Here is a 24,279-nt window from a genome sequence, read left to right as displayed (position 1 = left end):
GCCCCCACCCGCTCCCCGCGATCTTGCACTTGCGGCCCCGCCGATGTCGGAAATGCCCCGTCTGACCGGGCAGAAAGCGCATGATCACCGCCGCCGACCGGCCCCCCGCCCCACCCGCCCCTCTCCGACGCGTCAGGCCTCCCCACACCCTGAGCGGCCGTGGATCTTGGTGCGAGCGCGCCCTCATGAGGGCGGCTCCGTACCAAGATCCACGTAGCTCGGCCTCCTGACGCCGGTGATCAAGGAGTTTGTGTCCTCGCCGGGGCGGTTTCGGGCCGCAAACTCCTTGATCATCCGGGGGAGAGACGGGAGAAGGGGAGAGGGGCCGGGCTACAGGCGGCGGCCCTGGGCGGTGCGGGCGGTGATGCCGTCCAGGGGGGTTCCCGGGGTGAGGGTCGTCGGGTCGAACCAGAAGATCACCACATCGGGGTCCTCGCTCCAGCGGACCAGCCTCGCCTCGACCTGCCGGCCGTCGACGGTCCCGACGATGCGGGCCGCCGGACCGACGAAGTAGCCGAACGTGGGGATCGACGCGTCGGTGGGCACCCGCTGCTGGTCGTACCCGATCTCGTGGAACCCCGGCCGGCGGTCGCTGCCGGACACGTCGTTGACCAGGAAGTCCGACGTCAGGCGGCCGTCCGGCGCGCGGCGGCCGGCGACCAGGCCGATCGTCACGCGCGGCAGTTGCGGCACGTCGACCGGGACCATGAAGAACACGCGCTCGTCGGCGCCGTACCGGATGCCGCTGTCCACGACCGTCCCGAGCGGTCGCGGTGGCGCCTCGGTCGGAGCCGGCGCGGCGGTCGGCGTGGGCGGGGGAGTGTCGGCGGACGCGGTGGCGACCGGCTCCCCGGCCGGGAGGTCCGGCGGGCCGGGCCGCGTCGCCACGGCGCCGACCCCGACGGCCACCGCGACCGTCGCCACCGCCGCCGCGACCCCCGCGCCGATCCGCCGGCGGCGGCGCAGCCGGCGTCCCCGGCGCATGATGTCCGCGATGTCCAGGCCGTCGGCCCGCTCCGTCGCCCGCATCACCCGGCGCAGCTCGTCCATCTCGGTCACCGGCACGTCTCCTGCGGTCGCGGCGCGGACAGACCGGCGGTACGCAGCTTCTCCAGCGCCCGCGACGAGGTGCTCTTGACGGTGCCGACGGACACGTCGAGTTCGCGGGCCACCTGGGCCTCCGGCAGGTCGAAGTAGTGGCGCAGGACGACGACGGCGCGTTCACGGGCGGTGAGCGTGCCGAGCGCGGTGACCAGCCACCGCCGGGTCGCCACCTCCTCGGCCATGTCGCCGCCGCGCCGTTCCGGCAGGTCGTCGCTCGGGTACTCGCGGATCGGCCGCCGCCAGGTGTCGACGAGGTGGTTCACCAGCACCGACCGGGCGTAGCCGTACGGGTCGCCGTTGCGGATCCGGGACCAGGACGCGTACGTACGCACCAGCGCGGTCTGGGCGGCGTCCTCGGCGTGGTGGTGGTTGCCGGTCATGAGGAACGCGGCATGCGTCAGCCGCGCCGAGGACGCCCGCGCGAACTCGACGAACTCCGCGTCACCCCGGGCCATGCCGGTCCTCTGCACCTCTCACCCCGGTAGGGACGTGCGGGACGCGGAAAAGGTTGAGTCCCCGCCGGACCAACTTCCGCGACGGGTCACCCGTCCTCATCCCCGTGCCCCCGACCGGGTGCCGAGGGGAGACGAGATGACCAGGACCGTGGACCGGACACGCGGCGGCGCCGCCGTGATCGCGCTGGCGGTGTCGCTGGCCGGCTGCACACCGGCCGTGGCCGATCAGCCCGCAGTCGCGCCGTCCGGACCGGCCGGGCCGTCCGCCGCCGTGCCGTCCGCGTCGGCGGCGGCGCCCGTCCGGTCCCGTCCGGCGCGGATCGGCTATCCCGCCGACGGCGGCGACGAGTGGCGGTTCGCCGCCGCCGAGCCGGCCACCCACGGGGGTACGGGCCGGCTGCTGCGCTACCGGGTGGCGGTGGAGCGCGACATCACCGGTCTGCCACCGGCCGATTTCGCGGCGCAGGTCACCGGCATCCTCACCGGCCCGGGTGGCTGGACGACCGACGGACGGATCGCCCTGCGCCGCGTCGGCGCCCGCGGGCCCGCCGACTTCACCCTCTACCTCGCCACTCCCGGTACGCGCGACGACCTGTGCGGGGACGGGCCGGACCGGTACACGTCCTGCCGTAGCGGGGACCGGGTGGTGGTCAACGTGGCCCGCTGGGTGCGCGGCGCGCCCGCCTACGGCAGCGACCTCGCGGCGTACCGCCGGTACGTGGTCAACCACGAGGTCGGCCACCGTCTGGGTCACGGGCACGAGCGCTGCCCGGGGCGGGGACGTCCGGCGCCGGTGATGCAGCAGCAGACGCTCGGCCTGCACGGCTGCACCCCGAACCCGCTGCCGTTCCTGCGCGGGGAGCGGTACGCGGGACGGTCCGGCGCGTACGACGACCGCCTGCCCCCGCCCGAGGGCGGCCGGGAAGGGTGAGCGGGCTGGCGGTGATCCCACCCGGCGCTCAGAACAGCGTGGCCGGGCCGACCGGCTCCGGCTCGGGCAGCGGCGCGAGCCCGGGCACCCGCTCGCGGACCTGGTCGTGGAAGCGGCGGGCCAGCTCGGGCGCGTCGGCGTTGTCTGGCGTGTGCACGAACACGGTCGGCGAGCGGCCCTCCCGCAGCCAGCCGGTCACCACGTCCAGCCACGGCTGCCAGCCCTCGACCGTGCGGGCCGGGTCGTCGCGGCCCAGGTAGCGCACGATCGGCCGGTCGGTCAGCGCCCGGGTACGCAGCGGCAGGCGCGGCTTGCGCGTCCACGCCTCCCGCTCGGCGTCGCTCGTCGGCGGCGTCCGGAAGAACGCTGTGGTGTCGAACGGGATCCACTCCGCGCCGGCCCGGTGCAGCGTCGCCTCCAGCGCACGTACCGCACCGGGCTCGGTGAAGAAGGCGGGGTGGCGGACCTCGACGGCGTACCTGTGGGTGGTGGGCAGCGTGCGCAGGAACCGGTCGAGGTCGGGCACGTCGCCGGGGCCGAACGAGCCGGGCAGCTGGATCCAGAGCGCGTCGGCCCGGGGGCCGAGCGGCTCCATCGCGTGCAGGAACGCCCGCAGTTCGGCCTCGCCGCCGGTGAGCCGGCGCTCGTGGGTGACCACCTTCGGCAGCTTCGGCAGGAAACGGAAGCCCGGCTCGGTCTGGTCGGCCCAGGACGCCACCGTCTCCCGGGCCGGGGTGGCGTAGAACGTGGTGTTGCCCTCCACGGCGTCGCACCACCCGGCGTACGCGCGCAGCCGCTCGTGTGCGGGCAGCGGGTGCGGCAGGAAGCGGCCGGACCAGGACTTGTGCGTCCACATGGCACAGCCCACGTGCAGGCGCATCCCGGTCACCGGCAGGGCCAGCTCGTCGAGGCGCCACGCAGCGCCGCGGCCGCGAACGGACCCGTCTGGGTCAGCAGAGCGAGGCCGAGGAACCCGGCCAGCAGGAACCCGCCCGAGCCGACGAGGATCCACATCGCGACCACGGCGCGGAAGCGCTGCACGAGCGGGTTCACCGGACGCGGTCCATGTCGCGGGCGCCGTCGGTGACCTGCCCGGGGTCGGCGGAGTACGCGCTGTAGTGGCCGCTCCTTCTCCGCCGCATCAGTCCTCCTCGCGCGCCGTACGCCGGCGAGCCGGGCTGCCCGTCCGCCGCGCCCACGGTAGCCGGGGCCCTCACGCGCGGCGGACCGGGCCGTGTCAGGGACGTTCCACCCGTACCGGGTCACCGCGCACGAGCTCGTCGTGGACCCGCCAGCGGGCGTCGACGCCCGCGCGCCGGGCCGCCTCGTCGTCGGCGGCGATCCGCTGCCGCAGCAGCTCGACCGCGATCCGGCGGTTGAGGTGCAGGTGCCGTTCGGTGTCCACCACCACGGTCCGGCCGGACGGGCGGTGCGTGGCCCGGACGGCGGTGCTCGCCTTGTTGCGGTGCTGGCCGCCCGGCCCGCCGGTGCGGCACGGCACGAACTCGACGTCGGCCTCGTGGAACGGCGTGACCACCACGTCGGTCCGGCACGTCCGCGCGGTGACGTACCAGTTCTTCCGGCCGTGGCCCGTCCGGTACGGGCTGGGCGCCTGCCAGCAGAGCGTGCCGGTCCACCCGGCCGCGAACGCCTCCGCCCCGGCGCCGGTGATCCGGACCAGCACCGACCGGTAGGTGCTGGCCCGGTCGCCGGGCACCGTCTCGACCCGTTCGGTACGCAGGCCCCGCCGGACCGCCTCGCCCTCCAGGCGGGACAGCAGCCGGGCCAGCGCCCACGCGCACTCGGCCGGTCCGCGTCCGGCGGACAGCAGCAGCTCGGTCACCGGCGGCCCTTCCGGCGCTCGTCGCGGCGGCCCACGTCCGGCGTCTTGTAGGTGACCAGCGGAACCGTTGTGGTGACCGGTGTGGCGAGGTCGTGCGCCACCAGGTCGCCGATGACCTGCTCGATGCGCTTGTACGCGGTGGGCGCCTCCTCGAACAGCAGTTGCCGGTCGCCGCACACCACGATCGAGCCGACCGGCGTGCGCCGCAGTTCCTCGACGGTGTGCTTGGCCCGGCCCCGGCGCAGCGCGTCGGCGCGGGACATCTTGCGCCCGGCGCCGTGGGCCACCGAGTAGCCGGCGTCCGGCCCGGCGTGCGCCGCCACCAGATAGGAGGGCGTGCCACGGGTGCCGGCGATCAGCACGTCCCGGCCGTCGCCCGGCGCCGCGCCCTTGCGGTGCAGGTAGCGTCCGTCGCGGACCTCGACCAGGTTGTGGCACTGGTCGACGACCGGTTCGGTGGGTTCGGCGCCCAGCGCGTACGCGACCCGCGCGGCCAGCAGCCGCCGGTTGAGCGACCCCCACCGCACTGCCGCGTCGTGCCGGGCCAGGTAGGCGTCCGGGTCGGGCGCGGGACCGGCGCCGTGCGTCTCGGTGTGCTCGCGCAGGATCCGTTCGCCCAGCCCGCGCGACCCGGAGTGCACCACGAGCACCAGGTCACCGGCGTCCAGTCCGAGCCGCGCGGCGTGCTCCGCCGCGAGGATCGGCCCGACGCGGGCCAGTTCGACGAAGTGGTTGCCGCGCCCGACGGTGCCGAGGCCGTCGAGGTGACCGGCCGGCACGTCGCCGTCGAGCACCGACCAGGCCGGGTCGTCGGCGCCCCGGTCCGGGTCGAGCGCCCGGTCCAGGTCGGGGAACCGGGCCGCGAGCCGCTCGGGTACGACCCGGCGCAGCGCGATCGGGAAGACCGCGATGCCGCACCCGATGTCGGAGCCGACGAGGAACGGGTAGAGCACGGTCGAGGACATCGCGGCACCGATCGGCGCGCCCTTGCCGGGGTGCAGGTCGGGCATGGCAGCGACGTGCGCCATGCCGTCCAGGGCGGCGACCTGACGGCACTGGTCGAGCGCGGCGGACTCGATCCAGCTGCCGGGGGAGGAGAAGACGGAGACGGTGGCGGGCACGACGGCCCGCCCGGAGGGGTACGCGGACACAGACGCTCGTTTCTGGAGGAGAACGCGGAGGACGGCGGACGGCAGGCGGCGCGGAGGGCCTGCGGGCGGGGATGCGATCCGTCAGAACGTCATGCCGCTCAGCCTCGCGGAGGCGGCCCCGGGGCGGCAACCGACTTTCGACCCGCCGGAGCGCCCGCGTCGACATCGGGTGACCCGGTCCATAGACTCCGGTCGTTCTGGTACCACGAGTCCAGGGAGGACCACCGTGTCGAGCGAAACCCGAACGCACGCCGCATTACCCCTGCTGGCCCGCCTCGCCGGGGTGAGCGTGGCCGCCGCGACGATCGTCGCCGCCGCAGGTGTCGCCGCGACCGCGGCACCCGCCGCCGACCCGGCGCCCACGAAGGGGCCGTGCGCGTACACGCCCACGCCGGACGAGCCGGCCGCCCGTCCGGTGCCGCTGCCGCCGGACCCGCGCCGTACGCCGGACCGGGGCACCGTGCGGGTCACGCTGCGCACCAACCAGGGGCCGATCGGGCTGACGCTGGACCGCGAGCAGGCGCCGTGCACCGTGCAGAGCTTCCTGCACCTGGTCCGGAAGCGCTTCTACGACCGGACGCCCTGCCACCGGCTCACCGCGTACCCGACGCTCACGGTCCTCCAGTGCGGCGACCCGTCCGGGACGGGCGAGGGCGGCCCGGGCTACCGCTACCGCGACGAGCTGCCCACCGACCTGCCGCCCGCGCCGACCGACCCGACGGGCGTACGCCGCCTGTACGCGCGCGGCACGCTCGCCATGGCCAACGCCGGCCCGGACACCAACGGCAGCCAGTTCTTCCTGGTGCAGGCCGACTCGGCGCTGCGTCCCAACTACACCGTGTTCGGCCAGGTCGACGCGGCCGGGCTGGCCACGCTGGACCGGATCTCGGCCGGCGGCATCGCGCCCACCCCTGAGGATCCGGCTCCGGTCGACGGCGCCCCGGCGGTGCCGGTGGAGATCTGCCGCGCCAAGCAGGGCCGCTGACGCGACGGCCCGGCGGGACGGCCGTCCAGGCCGCCCGCCGGGCCCGTGCCGCCGTCGGTAGCCTGCGGCGATGACGCATGAGCGGGAGATCACCGAGCCGGTCGACCTGTGCCGGCCGGACGGGCGGCTGAACCCGGACGCGGTCGGCTGGAGCCGCCGGCCGCTGCACCGGGCGAACCTGCGCGGCTGGGGCCGGGCCAAGCGGTGGGAGCACTGGGGCGTGGTCACGCCGACGCACATCCTCGGCCTGGTCGCGTCGTCGCTCGACTACGCCGGGGTGCAGAGCCTCTACCTGCTCGACCGGCGTACCGGCCGGGAGACCACGGCGGAGGCGGTGGTGCCGTTCGCCCGGGGCACGGTGCTGCCGCCGGTCAGCGGCACCGGTGCGGTCCGCGCCCGGGGCGGAAAGCTGACCATCGCTGTGGAGCAGGGCCCGGACGGTAGTACGGTGCGGGCGAGCGCGCCAGGTGTCGAGGTGGACCTGACCGTGCCGCTGCCGCCCGGCCACGAGTCTCTCGGCGTGGTGGTGCCGTGGAGCACCCGCCGGTTCCAGTACACGGTCAAGGACATCGGCCGGCCGGTGCACGGCACGATCACAGTGGACGGCACGGCGTACCCGGTGGGGGAGGGGTCGTACGCGGCGCTCGACCACGGCCGCGGCAAGTGGCGGTACGCGGTGCGGTGGAACTGGGCGGCCGGCAGCGGACCGGGCCGGGCGATCCAGCTCGGCGGCAAGTGGACCGACGGCACCGGCTCGACCGAGAACGCGGTCTTCGTCGACGGGCGGCTGCACAAGATCGGCGCCGACCTGACCTGGGCGTACGACCGCACCGACTGGCTGCGGCCGTGGCGGATCACCGGCGACCGGGTGGACGTCACGTTCCACCCGTTCCACGAGCGGGTGGCGCGGACCAACCTGCTCGTGCTGGCCGGGGAGACGCACCAGTGCTTCGGGCACTTCACCGGCTGGGCCGCGACCGACGACGGCGGGCGCGTGGATCTGGACGGCCTGGTCGGCTGGGCCGAGGAGGCCCGTAACCGCTGGTGAGGCCGGTCCCCGCCGGGCCGGGCCGCCCGGCGGGGAAGCCCGATCAGGCCGGCAGCCGCCAGACCTGGTTGGCGCCGCCGAAGCAGTCCCAGATCTGCAGCCGGGTGCCGTTGGCGGAGCTGTTGCCGGTGGCGTCCAGGCACCGGCCCGACGCCGGGTTGCGCAGCGTGCCGTTGCTCTGGGCCTGCCAGGTCTGAGCGCCGGTGCCGTTGCAGTCCCAGAGCTGGATCCTGGTGCCGTTCGCGGTGCCGGCGCTCGTCACGTCCAGGCACTTGCCCAGCGCCCGCAGCGTGCCGTCACCGGCGACGGTCCAGCTCTGCGCGGCGGTGCCGTTGCAGCCGTACAGCTGGATCGCGGTGCCGTTCGCGGTGCTCGCGGCCGCCACGTCCACGCAGGCGCCGCCGATGCCGGTGATCGGCCCGGTACGCCCGGACGGCGGCGGCGTGCCACCGCCGGTGACGGTGTCGTAGATCGCGCTGACCAGCGAGGTCGAACCGGTGGTGTCCTGCGACAGCTCCCAGTTCATCATCCCGCCGGCGTTCGCCATGGCCCACTGCGTCTTGCGCTTCACTGTCGGTACGCCGTTGTAGCACTGCTGGGCGCCGCCGGCTGTGGTGCAGTCCCGGTTGGCGTTGGCCGGGTCCATGCCGACCAGCGCCGAGTAGGTGTAGTAGCCGGGCCGGCTGTAGAAGGGCACGCCGAGCACCGCCTTGGCGGCGGGCAGGCCGCGCGACTTCCACCTGTTGACGCTGGCGATCGACCAGTCGTAGCCGGCGTGCGGGCTGCCGCCGTCGTACGCCATGATGTTCAGCCAGTCCACCGAGCCGAAGACGGCTGTGGGCACCCCGTCGACGTAGTAGCCCTCGGAGACCACGGCGGCGGTGAGCAGCTTGCCCCGGCTGTGCAGGGCGCTGCCGAGCTGCTGCATGAGCAGCGTGTAGTTGTTCGCCGAGGCGCCCGGGTCGGGGTACTCCCAGTCCATGTCGACGCCGTCGAGGTTGTACTGGTTGACGAAGGCGATCAGGTTGTTGACGAACGCGGTGCGCGTGCCGGAGTTGGCGGCGAGCGCCTCGAACGCGGAGTCGTCGCCGTCGTTCCAGCCGCCGACGGCGATGGAGACCTTGACGTTGCTGGCGTGCCCGAGCGACACGAGTGAGGACAGCTTGCCCGGGTTCTCCACCGGGCGCAGGCTGCCGTCGCCGTTGGGGAGCACGAACGCGTAGTTGATGTGGGTGAGCTTGCCGTACTGGATGGTGTTGACGTTGCCGCTCCAGGACGGCATGTAGCCGACGCTCTTGAAGTTGTTCGGGAGGACCACCGCCTCGGCGGCGGTCGGGGCGAGGGTGAGCGCCGCGGCGGTGGTGGCCAGCGCGAGCGCACCGGCGGCGAGGCGCCGCCGGAGGTGAGGTCTGGGCATCGAGGGCCTTCCCGGGGGACGGGGGCGGATGGGGGTCTTCCTCGAGGTGGCCCAAATATTAAAGAGTATTAACTAAGGCGTCAACGACGACCGTCGATGAGTGACGGCCGGTGAGCGGTGGCGTACGCACAGCGTGGGGCGGCCCCGTCCGGGACCGCCCCACGCGCGACTCGGGATCAGGCGACCGAGGCCGGGAACCTCTCCCAGACCCGGTGCGCCGCCATCAGCCGCTGCACCTCGCCGAGCACCTCGGTGCCGGAACCACCGGTCACCACGCCCGGCGTGCCTGTGACACCGGCCTGGTGCAGCACCTCGGCGCCCGCGCCCCAGGCGCCGATCACCTTGGCGTGCCGCCACGCCTCCTCGACCAGCAGCAGCACCCGCGGGTCGACGGTCGGGGAGCCCGGCGCGCCGGCCTTGGCGTCGCGGGCCGGCAGCGCGTCCGGCGCCGGGGCCGGGGCGCCGGCCAGCAGCACCGCGTCGAGCTCGACCGAGCGGCCGGTGGCGAACGTGCGCTGCACCGGCAGCCCGTCGACGGTGCCGCCGTGCGCGGCGATCAGCAGCGGCACCATGCCGGCGGCGAACACCTCCCGGCGTACCTCGTGCACGTCGCCCAGGTCGGCCTGGGCGTCGACCACGATGCCGACCATCCGGCCGTCGGCCGGCCACTCCCGGCCCACCTGGGACAGCGCCGGGCTGGGCTGCACCTCCGCCGGCGGCACCGTGGGCTGCGGCACGGGCAGGCCCAGACCGATCGCCACCTGCTCGCACAGCACCGGGTCGACGTTCGCCAGGCACTGGAGCTGCCGCTCCTTGATCGCCTGGTGGTAGCACTTGCCCAGCTCGAACGTGTACGCCCGGATGATGTGCTCCTTCTCCACCGGCGACATGCTCTGCCAGAACAGGCGTACCTGGCTGTAGTGGTCGTCGAAGGAGGCCGGCGCGGCCCGTACCTTCGGCGCCTCGGCCACAGTCACCGGCGTGTCCACGAACGCGTGCTCGCGGTCGCCGGCCGGGAACGGGTTGCCGCCGTCGAGCGAGTTCGGCCGGTACGGCGCCACGCCCGCGTGCACCGCGTGCTGGTGGAAGCCGTCACGCAGCATGTCGTTGACGTCGGCGTGCGGCCGGTTGATCGGGATCTGGGTGAAGTTCGGCCCGCCGAGGCGGGTGAGCTGCGTGTCCACGTACGAGAAGAGGCGGCCCTGCAACAGCGGGTCGTTCGTCACGTCGATGCCGGGCGGCAGGTGCCCGACGTGGAACGCCACCTGCTCGGTCTCGGCGAAGAAGTTGCGCGGCGTCTTGTTCAGGGTGAGCTTGCCGATCGGCTGCACCGGCGCCAGCTCCTCCGGCACGATCTTCGTCGGGTCGAGCAGGTCGATCCCGGCGAACGTCTCCTCGGGCGTGTCCGGGAAGACCTGGATGCCCAGCTCCCACTCCGGGTACGCGCCGGCCTCGATCGCGTCGTACAGGTCGCGGCGGTGGTAGTCCGGGTCGATACCACCGATGAGCTGCGCCTCCTCCCAGGTCAGCGAGTGCACGCCCAGCTTCGGCTTCCAGTGGAACTTGACCAGCACCGTCGCACCGGCCTCGTCGACCATGCGGAACGTGTGCACGCCGAAGCCCTCCATGGTCCGGTAGGACCGCGGGATGCCCCGGTCGGACATGTTCCAGATGGTGTGGTGCTGCGCCTCGGTGTGCAGCGAGACGAAGTCCCAGAACGTGTCGTGTGCGCTCTGCGCCTGCGGGATCTCCCGGTCCGGGTGCGGCTTGCCGGCGTGGATGACGTCCGGGAACTTGATCGCGTCCTGGATGAAGAACACCGGGATGTTGTTGGCGACCAGGTCGAACGTGCCCTCGTCGGTGTAGAACTTGGTGGCGAAACCGCGGGTGTCGCGGACCGTGTCGGCCGACCCGCGCGAGCCCAGCACCGTGGAGAAGCGGACGAAGACCGGCGTCTCGCGACCCTTCTTCAGGAACCCGGCCCGGGTCACCTCCTCGGCCGTGCCGTACGCGACGAACGTGCCGTGCGCGCCCGCGCCCCGGGCGTGCACCACCCGCTCCGGGATCCGCTCGTGGTCGAAGTGGGTGATCTTCTCCCGCAGGTGGTGGTCCTGGAGCAGGACCGGGCCGCGCGGACCGGCCTTCAGCGAGTGGTCGGTGTCGCGCAGCCGGGCGCCGTTGGCGGTGGTGAGGTACGCGCCCTGCTGCCCCTTGGCGATCTTCGGCACGCCGGTCTCGGCGCCGGTCGGGGTCCGGGTGTCCGGCGCGCCCTGCTCGTCCTTGGGCGGCAGCGGCCCGTGCGGCGTGGTCGGCTCCTCCAGCGGTGGCGGCGCGCTGCCGGGAGCGCCCGGCACGTCCGGAGTCAGCGCGTCGCCGACCTTCTCGACGGCGGCTTCGACGACACCCTTGACGATCTGGGTGGGCTTGCTGGATTCCATCAGGACCTGTCCTCCTACAGCGAAATGTCCAGGCCCCTTCGGCCGTACCCCAGGTCAGGGCGGGCAAACCGGAACAATCGCGGTAACGCCGGTCAGGACCGGCGCGGCACGGCCACGGCGGTGAGCAGCAGCCCGCCGCCGACCAGCCAGCGGCCGTCCAGGACGTCCAGCGGCGGGCCGCCGTCGGTGCGGGTGCCGTCGACCAGGATCCGGGCGGTGAACCGGCCGGCCCGGTCGAACGTCAGCTCCGCCTCCTCGAACCCGAGCCAGCGCCCGGTCAGCGGGTACCACGCCTTGTAGACCGACTCCTTGGCGCTGAACAGCAGCCGGTCCCAGTGCGTCGCCGGGTCGGCGTCACGCAGCGCGGCCAGCCGCTCCGGCTCACCCGCGGTGAGGACGATCCCCGCCACGCCGTCGGGCAGCGGCTCGTGCGGCTCCGCGTCGATGCCGAGCCCGGCCAGCGCCCCGGCCGGGGCCACCGCCGCCGCCCGGTAGCCGGTGCAGTGCGTGATGCTGCCCACCACGCCGTCCGGCCAGACCGGCTCCCGGCGGGGGCCGGGACGGATCGGCGCCGGGGCGTACCCGAGGCGGGCCAGCGCCTCCCGCGCGCAGCGGCGGGCGGTGACGAACTCCTGGCGGCGCGCGGCCACCGCGCGCGCCACCAGGTCCTCCTCGCCCGGGTACGGCGTCTCGTCCGGCACGTCGGCGAACGCCTCGACGGCCAGCGCCCCGGCCGGCAGCAGCGTTCCGATCATCCGAGGATCCGTTTCATGGGCGCCGGCTCGCCGCCGCGGCGCCGCCACTCGCGCGGGTAGCCCAGCGACACCTCCTCGAAGCGCACCCCGTCGTAGTGCGTGGTGCGGGGGATGTGCAGGTGGCCGTAGACCGCGACGGCGGCGCGGTGGCGCACGTGCCAGTCGGCCGTCCGGTCGGTGCCGCACCACTGGGCGAACTCCGGGAACCAGAGCACCTCGGTGGGCTGCCGCACCAGCGGCCAGTGGGTGACCAGCACTGTCGGCAGCGCCGGGTCGGTGGCCTCCAGCCGCCGACGCGTCACCTCCAGCCGCGCCGCGCACCAGGACTCCCGGTCCGGGTACGGGTCGGGGTGCAGCATCATCTCGTCGGTGCACACCACACCGGCGTCGTACGCCGCGCGCAGCGACTCCTCCTTGGTGGTGGTGCCGGGCGCGCGGAACGAGTAGTCGTAGAGCAGGAACAGCGGCGCCACGGTGACCGGCCCGCCTTCGCCCCGCCACACCGGGTAGTCGTCCTCCGGGGTCAGCACGCCCAGCTCGCGGCACATCGCGACCAGCGCGTCGTAACGGGCCACCCCGCGCAGCGTCACCGGGTCGTTGGGGTGGGTCCACAGCTCGTGGTTGCCGGGCGCCCACACCACCCGCGCGAACCGGTCGCGCAGCAGCCGCAGCGTCCGCTCCACGTCGGCGAAGACCTCGCCGACGTCACCGGCCACGATCAGCCAGTCGTCCGCCGTCTCCGGCCGCAGGCCGTCCACCACGGCGCGGTTCTCCGCGTACGACACGTGGAGGTCACTGACCGCGTACAGCGCACCCGTCACCCGGCCGATCTTGCCAGCGGCGCCCCCGGATGACCAGGCTCGCCCGCCGGGCTGTCGGGGGTCCGACCGGCCCGGTCAGCCGACCCTCGCGGTCACCTCGTCGAGCGCGCGCAGCACCTCCCGGGTCACACCCGGCTCGGCGGCGGAGTGCCCGGCGTCCGGCACGATCCGCAGCGTCGCCTCCGGCCACCGGCGGGCCAGGTCGTACGCGGACACCGGCGGGCAGCACAGGTCGTAGCGGCCGTTGACGATCACGGCGGGCAGGTGCCGGATCCGGTCCACGCCGTCGAGCAACTGGCCCTCGGCGAGGAAGCCGCCGTGCACCGCGTAGTGCGACAGGATCCGGGCCACGGGCAGCGCCTGGTCGTCGGCGGTGAAGTGGGCGAGCAGCTCCGGGTCGGGCCGCAGCGACGAGTTGACCGCCTCCCACCGCCCCCAGGCCCGCGCGTACTCCCGGGCCCGCGCCTCGTCCGGGCCGTGCAACCGCCTGTGGTACGCGGCCAGCACGTCGTCGCGTTCGCCGGGCGGGATCGGCGCGACGAACCGCTCCCACTCCTCGGGCTGGAGGTGGCGCAGCCCGCCCTGGTAGAACCAGTCCCGCTCGCTGCGCCGCAGCAGCAGCACGCCGCGCAGGACCAGCCCGGTCACCCGATCCGGGTGCGCCTGCGCGTACGCCAGGCCGAGCGTGGTGCCCCACGACCCGCCGAACACCAGCCACGAGTCGATGCCCAGCCGCTGCCGGATGGTCTCCAGGTCGGCCACCAGATGCCAGGTGGTGTTGGCGCGCACCTCGCCGTGCGGGGTGCTGCGGCCGGCGCCGCGCTGGTCGAACAGCACGGCCCGGTGACGGTCGGGGTCGAAGAACCGGCGGGCCACCGGCACCAGGCCGCCGCCGGGCCCACCGTGCAGGAACACCACGGGTACGCCGTCCGGCCGCCCGACCTCCTCCACGTGCAGGACGTGGCCGTCACCGACCGGGATCCGGTGGGTGGCGTACGGCTCGACGGGCGGGTGCAGGCCGGTCATGCCCTGTCATTCTGCCCGGCGTGGGCGTGCCGGGTGGTCCCGCTCAGCAGGCGACGTTGCCGCCGAGGTTGTCCAGCAGCGCGTCGGCGACCCAGCCGGAGACACCTGTGGTGACGTCCCGCAGGTACGTCCACGTGTAGGTGGTCTTGCCGTTCGCGGTGACCCGGTCACCGCTGGCGAAGCAGTGGAAGTCGACCGTGTGACTGAGCTGCCCGTAGCCCAGGGAGGCGCAGGTGGTGTGCGGGCCGGTGCGGATGTTGACGTTCGTGGCGTTGAACAGCTGGCCGAACTTGCCGTCCACGTTGGAGTGCGAGTGGCTGCACCCGGCGCTCGCCGGTCCGGCCGTACCGGCCACCACGGCGCCCGCCGAGGCGACGGTCAGGACGACGGCGGCACCGATCGAGGAAATCTTCCGCATACCCGTCAACCCCCGAATAAAGATCGAGATGCACCAGCAGATCGATCCAAATATTTGCATATAGCAAGGTCGATGGGCAAGATGCGGCGCCGCCGGCCCGGCCCGGACCGGCGGCGCCGAACGCTCAGGCGGTAGCCGGTACGCCGTTGTCCGTACCCGTGGTCTCCGCCTCGGGCACACCCCGCGGAGCCGGCGTGCGGACCGCGAACGCGTCGAAGCTCGGCCCGTCCAGCCGCTCGACGAACGGCTCCACGACCGGCGGCTCCGACCGGTCCGGCTCGATCGCGTCCGGCTCGATCCGAGCGTCCACGGCCCGGGGCGTCACCTCGGCCGGCACGGTGATCGGCGGGCGCGCCGCCACCTGCGGGTACTCGGCTGTCTCCCCGCCGCCCGCGGCGGCCGCCATGACCGCCGCCGCGGCCAGGTCGGCGACCCGCTTGGCCTCCCGCTGCACCCGGGCCCGGGTCTCCTTGGCGTGCTGCTCGGCCAGGTCCGCGGCGCGCCGCGCCTCGTCCAGCCGCTTGGTCTCCGCGGCCAGCTCCCGGCGTACGCCGACCAGCCGCTCCTCCACCTCCGCGCCGGTCCGCTCGATGGTGGCGATCTCCCGGCGGGTGTCCTCCAGCTGCCGGGAGACGCTCTCCAGCTCCGCCTTGAGCCCGGTCAGCGTCTCCTGCCGCTGCTGGATCTCCCGCTGCACGCCGGCGAGCTGCTCCTGGTGCGCCGCCGTCTCCTCGTCGGCCCGCTCCCGGACCTCGGTGGCGTACTGCTGCGCCTCGGCGACCAGCGAGGCGATGTCCTTCTCCGCGGCGGCGGCCCGGTCGGCCAGCTCCTGCTCGGCGGCGGCCCGCCGCTCGTCCAGTTCCTTGGCCATCGTGGCCTGCCACTGGGCCAGCTCCTGCTGGGCCTTGCTGCGGTTGGCCTGGACCTCCTGCTGGATCTGCGTCCGCGCGGCCTTCACCAGCGCCTCGGACGCCGAGCGCGCCTGCTCGACCTGCTGCACGCTCTGCTCGGTGATCCGCTTCGCCTCCTGCTGGGCCCGGTCGTGCGCGGCCTGACCCTCGACGCGCAGCTTCTCCGCCAGCTCCCGCACCGCGGTCAGCTCCGCCTGCGCGGCGGCCCGCCGCTCCTCGTCCACCCGCTCCTGCTCGGCCCGGCGGGCGGACAGCTCCTCGTCCAGCTCCCGCCGCTCCCGGGCGGCCTGCTCCTGCGCGGCGGCGAGCAGCTTCTCCGCCTGCCCCTGGACCTCCTCCGCGCGCCGGGTGGCCACGTCGGTGATCTGGCCGGCCTGCTTCTCGGCCAGGTCCAGGATCTGGTCGACCATCGGGCCGAGGTCGCGGAAGGACGCCCGGTCCACAGCCGTCGGACGGTCGCGCAGCTCCACCGCCTCGGCCTGCACCCGCTGCACCTGCGCGGTCAGGTCGCGCACCTGCGCGTACGCCCGGTCCCGCGCGGCGGTCAGCGCGCTCACCTCGGCGTCGATCTGCTCGACGTACCGGTCCACCTGACGTTTGTCGTAGCCGCGCAACGCGGGATCGAACCGGGGCCGCCCGGACAGGTCGTCGTGGGGTGCGAACGGCTCGGCACCGTTGGACATTCGCCATCCTCCGTCGGTTCGCCAGCGCCAGGCCGGCGGATGACCGCCCCGCAGGGCACGATGAGGCGCTACGGTACCGCGTCCGCGCGCGAGGCTCGCCCCGCCCCGCCCTCCTGCCCGCCGACCGGCGGCACGGTCAGACCGGGAAGTGCGGGTTCCCCGCCGTCAGGCGGATGGTGAAGCCGGTCGCGTCCCTGTGGTACGTCACGTGGTCGCAACTCTGGTGGCTGATCCACAGGCCCAGACCACCGTCGGAACCGTCGCCCGCCGGCAGCAGCCCGGCGAACGGGTCCTTCGGGCCGGTCCCCCGATCGTGGACGGTCACCACGATCCGGTCCGGCGCGCGCCACAACCGCAGGCACACCGGCGGCTCACCGTGGCGCAGCGCATTGCTCACCACCTCGCTGACCGCGATCACCAGGCCGTCCAGGCCGTCGGGCGGCAGCAGGCCACGGTCGGCGGCGCGCACCTCCGCGCGGGCGCGGGCCGGCGTCGGGTCGACCAGCTCGACCAGCGGCGCGGTCCGCTGCACCGGGTCCGCCGGTGCCGGACGGAACTCGGTCAGGTAACTCGTCGGGTCGGTGTAGAGACCGGCCGTCTCGTGCCCGCCGTCCGTCCGTGCCACCAGCGGGTGGGTACGCGCCACGTCGGCGAGCACGTGCGCGGGCGTGCCCCGCCGGTCGTAGGCGCAGATGCCCCAGAGCGGGAAGTCGTCGTAGGCGTGGTTGATCGCCGACTCGTAGCGCGCCCACCAGTCCCAGGTCGCGCCGAGCAGCACCGGCGGCAGCTCGCCGACCATCCGGATCTGCGCCGCCCCCGCCGCCACGTACGACGCGAGCAGCTCCCGGTAGGAACGCAGCGCGACGCTGGGCCGGGCGTAGACGTCACCGACCGGCAGGAACGTGACCTCGGCGCCGGTGGGCAGCGCCCGGCGCACCAGCTCGGCGTTGCGCTCGTCCAGGTTCACCGCCGTCGGCTCGCCGGCCGCGATCCCGTCCAGCAGGAACGGCAGCGCCACCGCCAGCAGCTCCTCGTCGGAGTCGTAGACGAACGCCTCGTGGAAGTAGCCCACATGGCCGAAGGCCGCGCCGCTCCTCATCGGACGACCTCCACCCGTACCTCCGACAGGCCGAGCAGGTCGACGAGCCGGGCCGGGGCGCGGCTCGGGGTGCGCAGCACCGCGACGGCGTCGTGCCGGCGGGCGTGGTCGCGCAGGTGCAGCAGGCTGCGGTGGTCGACGAAACGCAGCTCGGCGGCGTCGAACACGACCCGGCCCGCCACCGGCCGAGGGTCGGCCCGCTCCAGCGCGGCGGCGAAGTCCCGGTGGTTGGACGGGTCCAGCTCGCCAGCCAGCGCCACCACCGAGTCGCCGTCGCCGGCGTGCAGCCGGAACAGCACGTCCGCGTTCGTCACCGAGTGCAGGCAGGCCAGCTCGGCGATCGCCGCGTCGTCCAGCCGCCGGCGGTCGTAGGCGCAGACCGCCGACATCGGCCGGTGCCGCATCCAGTGGTCGATCCGGTGCTCGTAGCGGGCGAACGCGTCCCGCTGGGCGGGGGTGCGGACCAGGCTCGTCGCCTCGGCCAGCACCCGCAGGCCGGTGTGCCCGGCGGTGAGCGCCTCGGTGGTGGCCCGCACGTACGCCCGGACCTGCCGGTCGGGGTCGACGATCTCGTCGTGCCGGTACGCCTCGCCGACGGGAACCAGCCGTAGCGCGTCCCGCCGGCGCGCGGCGTCGACCCCGGGGACCGAGGCCAGCCAGCCGGTGACTGTGGCGCGATCCTCCGGACAGACCACCCATACCTGCTCACCGGCGGCGAGACCGGCGCTTACCTGCTCGACCGCCAGCGCGCGCAGCGTGGCCGGGTCGTCGTAGGCGAGGCAGCCATGAGTGTAGCCCGGGTACGTCACGCCCCCGCTGGTCACCGACTCCGCCTCATGGACCCAGTCTATGCCCCGCCCACCTGGAGATCGCGCCAGGCCGTGGCCTCGGGCGGCGGGTCGCCCAGCTCGAACTCGGCCCAGTTGTTCCAGTACGCGATCGCGTCGACGTCGTTCTGCTGCCGCAGCCACGTGACGTGCTCGCGGATCGTCCGTGCCCGGCCCGCGCCGGTGGTGTCCGCGGCGGTACGGCTCAGCCCGTACTCGGGCACCAGCAGCCGGATGCCCGGGTACGCGGCGCGCACCTTGCCGAAGGCCACGCCGAACATCCGGGAGGCGGGCCAGTACGCGGCGGTGTCCCGGGAGTAGCAGTCCACGCCGTAGTGGGTCATGCCCGGGTAACCCCAGTCGGCCGGGTTACCGCGCCCCTCGTCCAGCCAGTAGCGGGTCACGATCGGGCCGTGCCCGAGCACCCACCGCCGGTTGCGGTGCGCCGCCAGGATCTGCGTCACCCGGCTCGCCGTCGCCCGGTACGTGGCCGGGGCCACGTCGCCCATCGGCTCGTGGTACCAGGTCAGGTAGATCGGGCGGTTCACGCCGTCGAGCCAGCCGGCCAGCTGTTCGACGTCGTCCTTCCAGCTGACGTGCATGACGGCCGAGGGCGCGTCGGCGAACTTGCCGGCGTTCAGCGGGGGCAGTTCCGGCAGTGCGTCCGCGTCCGGGCCGTCCGTGCCGAAGTCGCGCATGTAGCGGATGCCCGGATAGTCGGCCACCGCGCGCTGGGTCCGGGCGCCCTTCTCGGCGCTCATCCCGACCAGCAGCGGCACGGTCAGCGTGGTGGTGCCCGTGCCGGTGCGGCCGGCGCCGTCACGCGCCGTCGCGGTCAGCGTCACCGTGCCCCGGCCGGCCAGCACGGTGACTGTGAAGCGGCCCGGTTCGGCGCCGCTCGGTGTGACGGTCACCCCCGGCGAGGCGCCGGCGAGCTGGATGGTCAGCGGGACGCTCAGGTCCACCCGGACCGGGCTGTCCCAGGTGACGCCGGTGGGGTCGCTGACCCGGCCGGCGAGCGTCAGCAGGCGCGAGTCGGGGTGATAGGCGTCGACCCGGACGGTGGTCGACTGCCCGGGCAGCAGGACGGTCTGGTCGGCGGTGACGGAACGGACGACGGGTGCGGCCATGGGGCTCTCCTTCGACGTGCTTCGCTGCCGCTCCGGCCGCACGTCTTCGGGTGGCCAGAATGGCTCTGACCTGCGCTTTTACCAGCTTGCGTCGGTTCGGCCCCGATCGTCAGGGTGGCCGCAGATGGCGCGAAACCCGGTCGCCGCCGCGCTGTCCCGCCCGCATCCTGGTCCGGAGCCGGACTACCCGACCCTCCTCCTCGACCTCGCCCCTCGGCAGTGACCCGCCTTCCCTTGGCGTGCCCGGCTCACCGCCCGACCATGATCGACACCAGGTCGGGGAGGTGGCTGCATCGGCGATGGTCTGATGCCCCCACTTCCCCGACCTGGTGTTGATCATGGAGCGGGATGGCACCACTTCGGGGAGGTGGTGTGGATCGAGGGCGCGGGCGGGGGTGGTGGTGCGAGCGGGGTCGTCCTCCGTGCGGAGGGGCCCAAGATCGACACCGGTTCGGCGAGGTGGGGCTGTCGGAGGGGGTCTGATGCGGCCACCTCCCCGAGGTGGCGTGGATCTTGGCGGGGCGGGGCGGGGCGGGGGGGGGGTCAGGGCAGGGGGTGGGAGATGTCGCGGGCGTGGTCGGCCACCGCCGCGCCGACCACCGTCGCGGTCAGCGGCAGCACCTCCAGGCAGCGGCGCACCGCCGCGCCCATCAGCGGGTTCGGCACCCGCATGGACAGCGTGCAGTGCGGCACCCAGCGGCCCGGCTGGTAGTGCTCGACCACCTCGACGCCGGCCCGCGCCAGCCGTTCGTGCACCGCGGCGTGGTGCGCCAGCAGCTCGGGCGTCGGCGCCGGCCCGAGCCAGAGCACCCGCCCGAGGAACTGGCCGGCGTGCTGGAACTCCAGCCGCAGTGGCGCCGCCACCACGGTTCCGGACAGCGCCTCGGCGACGCGGTGCGGGTCCAGGCGGGGCGCGACAGCCAGCGAGAGGTGCGGGCGGTGCCGCTGCGCCAGCAGGGAACGCATGCTCGGCACCCCGTCGGACTCCAGCAGGTCCCACAGCACCCGGATCCGCCGGGTGGCGTCGGTGTCCAGATACAGCTCCAGCGCCGCGACCACGCGATCACCCTAGAGGCGGGGCCCGCGCCGAGGCTTGCCGGGCACGCTGGGCGGTACTGCCCGAGGGTACGCACGACAGGACAGGGGAGTGAGGCGCGTGGACGTGACGGACGTGCTGACCGAGGCGTACGGGCGGTTGCCGGATCTGGTCGCCGGGGCGCTCGACGGGCTCGACGCGGCCCAGCTGCGGCAGGCGCCGGCCGACGGGGCGAACCCGGTCGGCTGGCTGGTCTGGCACCTGACGCGGATCCAGGACGACCATGTCGCCGACGTGATGGGGGAGCCGCAGCTCTGGGCCACCGGCGACTGGGCGGGGCGGTGCGGCCTGCCGCCGGACCCCGCCGACACCGGCTTCGGGCACGGCCCGGAGCAGATCGCCGCGGTACGCCCCGAGAACGGCGGCGTGCTGCTGGACTACCACCGGGCGGTGGTGGACCGGAGCCTGGCGTACCTGCGCGGGCTGAGCGCGGCCGACCTGGACCGGGTGGTGGACGAGAACTGGGATCCGCCTGTGACGCTCGGGGTGCGGCTGGTGAGCGTGCTCGACGACGACTTCCAGCACGCCGGTCAGGCCGCGTACGTGCGGGGGCTCATCCTGCGCTGAGCGCCGCACTCGCCCGGCGCAGTGCGGCGTGCCCGAGCAGGTGACACGCCTGCGCCTCGGGTGAGGTGCCGGGGCGCTCGAAGTCCGGCGCCCCGCTGACGCCCGTCACCCGGCCGTACGCGTCGATCCGCCGGGCGGCGGCCGCGAGCAGGTCCGCGCCCGCCTCGAACCACGACCGGGCCAGCCACCCGTCGGCCACTCCGGTGAGGGCCGCGTACCCGAGCAGCTGGGCGGTGTTGGCCTCGCGGAACGCGTCCGGCTCGTCCAGTACGTCGGGGAAGAGGCCGTCCGCGCCCCGGTACGCCAGGCAGGCGGTCAGCACCTCCTCCACGTGCCCGGCCAGCTCGGCGCGGAGGGTGCCCGGCCACTCCGGCGCGAGCCGCAGCGCGCGGGCGATCCCGGCGACCACCCAGCCGTTGCCGGTGCCCCAGGGCCCGGGCCGGTCCGGTTCGCCGCGGTCCTCGTCCCAGCGGGCGGCGTACAGGCCGGTGCGCGCGTCGTACAGCCGTCGCCGGTGCCCCGCGACCTGGGCGGCGGCCGCCTCGGTCCGGCCGGTGAGCGCCAGCAGCGGCACCACCATGTAGATCGTGTCCGCCCACACCTGGCGGCCGTCGAGCAGGTGGAACAGCGTGCCGTCGGCGGCCCTCGGTGCCCGGCGGGTCAGCCAGTCGAGCTGGGCGTCCAGCGCCACGCCGTACCGCCGGTCGCCGGTGCGGCGCGAGGCGTGCCGGACCACCTCACCGCACGCGGCGCCGTTCACCGCGCCCACCGAGCCGGCCGGCTCCCCGAGCCGCCCGTCCGGCCGCTGCCGGGTCACCGCGGCGTCGGCGACCAGCACCGCGGCCTCGTCCAGGCCCAAGTCGAGCAGCGCCTGACCGAGGATCCCCTGCTCCCAGGACTCACGCTGCATGGTCAGCAGCGCGAGCAGCACCCGGTCGGCGGTGGCGTCCCCGGTTGTCGGCATGGGCCCAGGGATACCCGCCGCTCCGCCGCGCCTCACCCGGACCGGGTGAGTTCGCCTCACCCGCGACGCGGGGACGCTGCGGGACGAGCGGCGCCGGCAGGCGGGCGCCCGCGACCACCGACGAGGAGGCCCGATGAGCGTCTCGGCCGTGGAACATCTGACCCGGGGGACCGCCGGCCGGCACCCGGAGCTGCCCGAGACCACCTCCGGCACCATCCGCCTGGATCTGCGCGTCGAGGGCTGCACCGAGCACTGGTACCTGACCATCGACCGGCAGGACGTCCGGGTGGACCGCCTGGCCGAGGAGGCGGACCTGGTGGTCGGCGCGAACCGGGAGGTGTTCGACCGGATCGCGGCGGGGCGCCTGCACCCGGCCGCCGCGCTGCTGCGCAACGACCTCGCCGCGCGCGGCGAGCTGAAGCTGCTGATGACGCTGCGCCGGATCTTCCCCGGCCCGCCGGACGCCCGGGATCCCCGCGACGTGGCCGGTGAGCGGGCGGCGGCCCGATGAGGGAGGAACTGGTCCACGTCCTCGCGGGCAACGCGTTCGCGTTGAGCGACGCGCAGGGCGACATGGAACGCGACCCGTGCGCCCCGATCGGCCTGTTCTCCTTCGACACCCGGTTCCTGTCCCACTGGGTGCTCACGATCGACGGCGAGCGGCTGCACGCGCTGTCCCGCGACGACCTGACCTACTTCGAGACCCGCTTCGTGCTGGTGCCGGGCGCGGCCAGCCACTACGTGGACGCCGACGTCTCGGTGATCCGGCACCGCTCGATCGACGAGGCGTACCACGAGAGCCTCACGGTGCTGAACCACTCGGCCGAACCCGCCGAGTACACGGTGCGGATGGAGATGGCCGGCGACTTCGCCGACACCTCCGAGATCCTGCGTCCCGGCCCGCGTCACCCGACCGTCATCCCCGAACCGGAGCAGCAGCGGCTGCGGATCCGGTACGAGCGCGGGCGGTTCACCCGGGAGACGTGCGTCTCCAGCACCGTCCCGGGCGAGGTGGACGCGCGCGGGATGACCTTCCGGATCCGCGTCGAGCCGCAGGGCGAGTGGCACGTCGACCTGCACGTCGCCATGATCATCCAAGGCGCGGGCGGACGGGACCTGCGGGCCGACATCGAGTCCCACAGGCAGCACGTCCGCCAGGACATGCGGGACGGCCTCGAACGGTGGTTCGACCGGGCGCCGCAACTGGTCTCCGACCGGTCCGCGCTGACCGCCGTGTACCGGCAGGCCCTGACCGACCTGGCCGCCCTGCGGTACATGCCGCTGGCCTACACCGACCGGGTGCCGGTCGGCGGGATGCCCTGGGCGATGGCGCTGTACGGGCGGGACGCGCTGATCACCTGCCTCCAGACGCTGCCGTTCACGCCCGAGCTGACCCCGGGCACGCTGCACATGCTGGCGATGGTGCAGGGCGGCCGGCTCGACGACTACCACGAGGAGGAGCCCGGCAAGATCGTCGCTGAGTTGCGATACGGCGAGGCGGCCGCGTTCGAGGAGCAGCCCACCGCGATCTACTACGGGGCGGCCGACACCACGCCGCTGTTCGTGATCCTGCTCGACGAGTACGAGCGCTGGACCGGTGACACCGACCTGGTCAACGAGTTGCGGCACCCGGCCCGGATGGCGCTGGACTGGCTGACCCGGTACGGCGACCAGTGCGGCGACGGCTACCTGCGCTACCGGCCACGCAACACGGTGAACGGGGTGGCCAACCAGACCTGGCGGAACACACCTGCGGCGATCGTCGACCGGGACGGGGTGGAGCCGCCGTACCCGCGCGCCACGTGCGAGCTCCAGGGGTACGCGTACGACGCGCGGATCCGGGGCGCCCGCCTGGCCCGGGAGTTCTGGGACGACCCGGGCTACGCCGAGCGCCTGGAGGCCGACGCGGCGCGTCTGCGGGAGCGGTTCAACAATGACTTCTGGCTGCCGCAGCGGGGCTACTACGCGCTGGCGCTCACGCCGGACGGCGAGCCGGTCGACGCGCTCACCTCGCACCTGGGGCACCTGCTGTGGAGCGGCATCGTGGAGCCGGACCGGGCCGACGCGCTGGCCGGGCACCTGCGCGGGCCGGACCTGTTCTCCGGCTGGGGCGTGCGCACCTACGCGCAGGGGCAGATGCCGTACAACCCGGTCGGCCCGCACCTCGGCGCGGTCTGGCCCTGGGACAACGCGATCGTCGCGGCGGGCCTGCGGCGGTACGGCTTCGACGAGGAGGCGGCCGACATCGCCGCGGGCGTGTTCGCGATGGCGGAGACGCTCGGCGGCTCGGTCCCGGAGACGATCGCCGGCTACCCCCGCGCGCTGACCAAGTACCCGGTCCAGTTGCCGGAGGCCGGGCGACCGCAGTCGTGGGCCTCCGGTGGGCTGCTGATGCTGCTGGCGACGATGCTGGGGTTGCGTCCGTGCGGGGAGAACCTGCTGGTGAACCCGGCCGTCCCGAGCGGGTTCGGGCGGATCGAGCTGCTCGACGTGCCGGGCCGGTGGGGAAGAGCCGACTCGTACGGCCGGGAACGCGGCTCGGGCCGGCGGATGCGCGCCGGCCGCCCGGCCCACCGGGCCGCCTGACCGGGCCGCCTGACCGGCCGCCGC

General features: G+C 74.3%; 24 protein-coding genes. 6 read left to right on the top strand and 18 right to left on the bottom strand.

Translation table 11 applies throughout. From position 1 onward, the window contains the following. Positions 1 to 330 precede the first annotated feature (330 nt). Both IF06_RS0129095 and IF06_RS0129090 read right to left on the bottom strand, forming a co-directional pair. Entirely contained in the window at positions 331 to 1,050 is a 720-nt protein-coding gene (locus IF06_RS0129095) for a hypothetical protein (protein ID WP_232236789.1), read from the bottom strand. A gap of 5 nt (positions 1,051 to 1,055) precedes the next feature. Continuing rightward, a complete protein-coding gene (locus tag IF06_RS0129090; RefSeq protein WP_013285212.1) occupies positions 1,056 to 1,559 on the bottom strand; it encodes a SigE family RNA polymerase sigma factor in 504 nt (167 codons plus the stop codon). A 136-nt stretch (positions 1,560 to 1,695) separates the two neighbouring features. On the opposite strand from IF06_RS0129090, the gene IF06_RS0129085 reads away from it, so the two are divergent. Next, positions 1,696 to 2,490, top strand: a complete 795-nt coding sequence (locus IF06_RS0129085; protein WP_030274838.1) for a DUF3152 domain-containing protein — start codon at positions 1,696 to 1,698, stop codon at positions 2,488 to 2,490. A gap of 28 nt (positions 2,491 to 2,518) precedes the next feature. On the opposite strand, the gene IF06_RS0129080 is transcribed toward IF06_RS0129085, so the two are convergent. From IF06_RS0129080 to IF06_RS0129060, 4 genes are all read right to left on the bottom strand, one after another. Then, complete coding sequence (locus tag IF06_RS0129080) at positions 2,519 to 3,346, bottom strand: DUF72 domain-containing protein (RefSeq protein ID WP_198039697.1); 828 nt, start codon at positions 3,344 to 3,346, stop codon at positions 2,519 to 2,521. 29 nt (positions 3,347 to 3,375) lie between these two features. After that, complete coding sequence (locus IF06_RS34060) at positions 3,376 to 3,543, bottom strand: hypothetical protein (protein ID WP_013474695.1); 168 nt, start codon at positions 3,541 to 3,543, stop codon at positions 3,376 to 3,378. A 184-nt stretch (positions 3,544 to 3,727) separates the two neighbouring features. Further along, positions 3,728 to 4,333 (bottom strand): peptide chain release factor H, encoded by a 606-nt coding sequence (prfH, locus tag IF06_RS0129065; protein ID WP_030274834.1) that lies wholly within the window; start codon positions 4,331 to 4,333, stop codon positions 3,728 to 3,730. Further along, a complete protein-coding gene (locus tag IF06_RS0129060; protein WP_030274831.1) occupies positions 4,330 to 5,484 on the bottom strand; it encodes an RNA ligase RtcB family protein in 1,155 nt (384 codons plus the stop codon). The genes prfH and IF06_RS0129060 overlap by 4 nt, the downstream gene beginning before the upstream one ends. 226 nt (positions 5,485 to 5,710) lie before the next feature. Here IF06_RS0129060 and IF06_RS0129055 point away from each other — a divergent pair, with 226 nt between their 5' ends. Together IF06_RS0129055 and IF06_RS0129050 are read left to right on the top strand one after the other, a co-directional pair. Beyond that, complete coding sequence (locus tag IF06_RS0129055) at positions 5,711 to 6,469, top strand: peptidylprolyl isomerase (protein WP_013474698.1); 759 nt, start codon at positions 5,711 to 5,713, stop codon at positions 6,467 to 6,469. Positions 6,470 to 6,539: 70 nt separating this feature from the next. Beyond that, positions 6,540 to 7,517 (top strand): DUF2804 domain-containing protein, encoded by a 978-nt coding sequence (locus tag IF06_RS0129050; RefSeq protein WP_030274828.1) that lies wholly within the window; start codon positions 6,540 to 6,542, stop codon positions 7,515 to 7,517. 43 nt (positions 7,518 to 7,560) lie between these two features. On the opposite strand, the gene IF06_RS0129045 is transcribed toward IF06_RS0129050, so the two are convergent. The 11 genes from IF06_RS0129045 to IF06_RS0128995 all read right to left on the bottom strand — a co-directional run bounded on the left by IF06_RS0129045 (position 7,561) and on the right by IF06_RS0128995 (position 20,101). Next, positions 7,561 to 8,934, bottom strand: a complete 1,374-nt coding sequence (locus IF06_RS0129045) for a glycosyl hydrolase family 18 protein (RefSeq protein ID WP_030274826.1) — start codon at positions 8,932 to 8,934, stop codon at positions 7,561 to 7,563. Positions 8,935 to 9,110: 176 nt separating this feature from the next. After that, positions 9,111 to 11,372, bottom strand: a complete 2,262-nt coding sequence (locus tag IF06_RS0129040; protein WP_013285222.1) for a catalase — start codon at positions 11,370 to 11,372, stop codon at positions 9,111 to 9,113. Positions 11,373 to 11,464: 92 nt separating this feature from the next. Further along, complete coding sequence (locus tag IF06_RS0129035) at positions 11,465 to 12,127, bottom strand: 4'-phosphopantetheinyl transferase family protein (RefSeq protein WP_013285223.1); 663 nt, start codon at positions 12,125 to 12,127, stop codon at positions 11,465 to 11,467. Then, on the bottom strand, positions 12,124 to 12,948 hold the full coding sequence (locus IF06_RS0129030; RefSeq protein WP_013285224.1) for a metallophosphoesterase family protein: 825 nt from the start codon (positions 12,946 to 12,948) through the stop codon (positions 12,124 to 12,126). The genes IF06_RS0129035 and IF06_RS0129030 overlap by 4 nt, the downstream gene beginning before the upstream one ends. Before the next feature lie 75 nt (positions 12,949 to 13,023). After that, the gene (gene pip, locus IF06_RS0129025) at positions 13,024 to 13,974 is read right to left on the bottom strand and encodes a prolyl aminopeptidase (protein WP_013285225.1); all 951 of its coding nucleotides are present in this window, start codon (positions 13,972 to 13,974) and stop codon (positions 13,024 to 13,026) included. A gap of 43 nt (positions 13,975 to 14,017) precedes the next feature. Next, positions 14,018 to 14,392, bottom strand: coding sequence for a hypothetical protein (locus IF06_RS0129020; protein ID WP_013285226.1), 375 nt, complete (start codon positions 14,390 to 14,392; stop codon positions 14,018 to 14,020). 124 nt (positions 14,393 to 14,516) lie between these two features. Then, positions 14,517 to 15,986 carry a hypothetical protein gene (locus IF06_RS0129015; RefSeq protein ID WP_013285227.1) on the bottom strand — a complete coding sequence of 490 codons (1,470 nt, stop codon included), beginning with the start codon at positions 15,984 to 15,986 and terminating at the stop codon, positions 14,517 to 14,519. Between the two features lie 136 nt (positions 15,987 to 16,122). After that, positions 16,123 to 17,085 (bottom strand): anti-sigma factor RsbA family regulatory protein, encoded by a 963-nt coding sequence (locus IF06_RS0129010; RefSeq protein WP_030274823.1) that lies wholly within the window; start codon positions 17,083 to 17,085, stop codon positions 16,123 to 16,125. Beyond that, positions 17,082 to 17,909, bottom strand: a complete 828-nt coding sequence (locus IF06_RS0129005) for an MEDS domain-containing protein (RefSeq protein WP_013285229.1) — start codon at positions 17,907 to 17,909, stop codon at positions 17,082 to 17,084. The genes IF06_RS0129010 and IF06_RS0129005 overlap by 4 nt, the downstream gene beginning before the upstream one ends. A 23-nt stretch (positions 17,910 to 17,932) precedes the next feature. After that, complete coding sequence (locus IF06_RS0129000; protein WP_030274821.1) at positions 17,933 to 19,042, bottom strand: hypothetical protein; 1,110 nt, start codon at positions 19,040 to 19,042, stop codon at positions 17,933 to 17,935. Between the two features lie 543 nt (positions 19,043 to 19,585). Continuing rightward, positions 19,586 to 20,101 (bottom strand): 2'-5' RNA ligase family protein, encoded by a 516-nt coding sequence (locus tag IF06_RS0128995; RefSeq protein WP_030274818.1) that lies wholly within the window; start codon positions 20,099 to 20,101, stop codon positions 19,586 to 19,588. Between the two features lie 97 nt (positions 20,102 to 20,198). On the opposite strand from IF06_RS0128995, the gene IF06_RS0128990 reads away from it, so the two are divergent. After that, on the top strand, positions 20,199 to 20,705 hold the full coding sequence (locus tag IF06_RS0128990) for a mycothiol transferase (protein WP_030274816.1): 507 nt from the start codon (positions 20,199 to 20,201) through the stop codon (positions 20,703 to 20,705). On the opposite strand, the gene IF06_RS0128985 is transcribed toward IF06_RS0128990, so the two are convergent. Then, positions 20,692 to 21,669: a glycoside hydrolase family 88 protein gene (locus IF06_RS0128985; protein WP_030274813.1), complete on the bottom strand. Its 978-nt coding sequence runs from the start codon at positions 21,667 to 21,669 to the stop codon at positions 20,692 to 20,694. The two genes, IF06_RS0128990 and IF06_RS0128985, sit on opposite strands and share 14 nt — an antisense overlap. A 133-nt stretch (positions 21,670 to 21,802) precedes the next feature. On the opposite strand from IF06_RS0128985, the gene IF06_RS0128980 reads away from it, so the two are divergent. Together IF06_RS0128980 and IF06_RS0128975 are read left to right on the top strand one after the other, a co-directional pair. Further along, on the top strand, positions 21,803 to 22,180 hold the full coding sequence (locus IF06_RS0128980; protein ID WP_013285235.1) for an SCP2 sterol-binding domain-containing protein: 378 nt from the start codon (positions 21,803 to 21,805) through the stop codon (positions 22,178 to 22,180). After that, positions 22,177 to 24,255: a glycogen debranching N-terminal domain-containing protein gene (locus IF06_RS0128975; protein ID WP_030274811.1), complete on the top strand. Its 2,079-nt coding sequence runs from the start codon at positions 22,177 to 22,179 to the stop codon at positions 24,253 to 24,255. Before IF06_RS0128980 ends, IF06_RS0128975 begins: the two co-directional genes overlap by 4 nt. The last annotated feature ends 24 nt before the right edge of the window (positions 24,256 to 24,279 follow it).

Source organism: Micromonospora globosa (assembly GCF_000717585.1).
In the GTDB taxonomy this organism is placed as follows: domain Bacteria; phylum Actinomycetota; class Actinomycetes; order Mycobacteriales; family Micromonosporaceae; genus Micromonospora; species Micromonospora aurantiaca.
The sequence above is the reverse complement of the archived record's forward strand: the minus strand, read 5'-3'. Positions and strand labels throughout refer to the sequence as shown.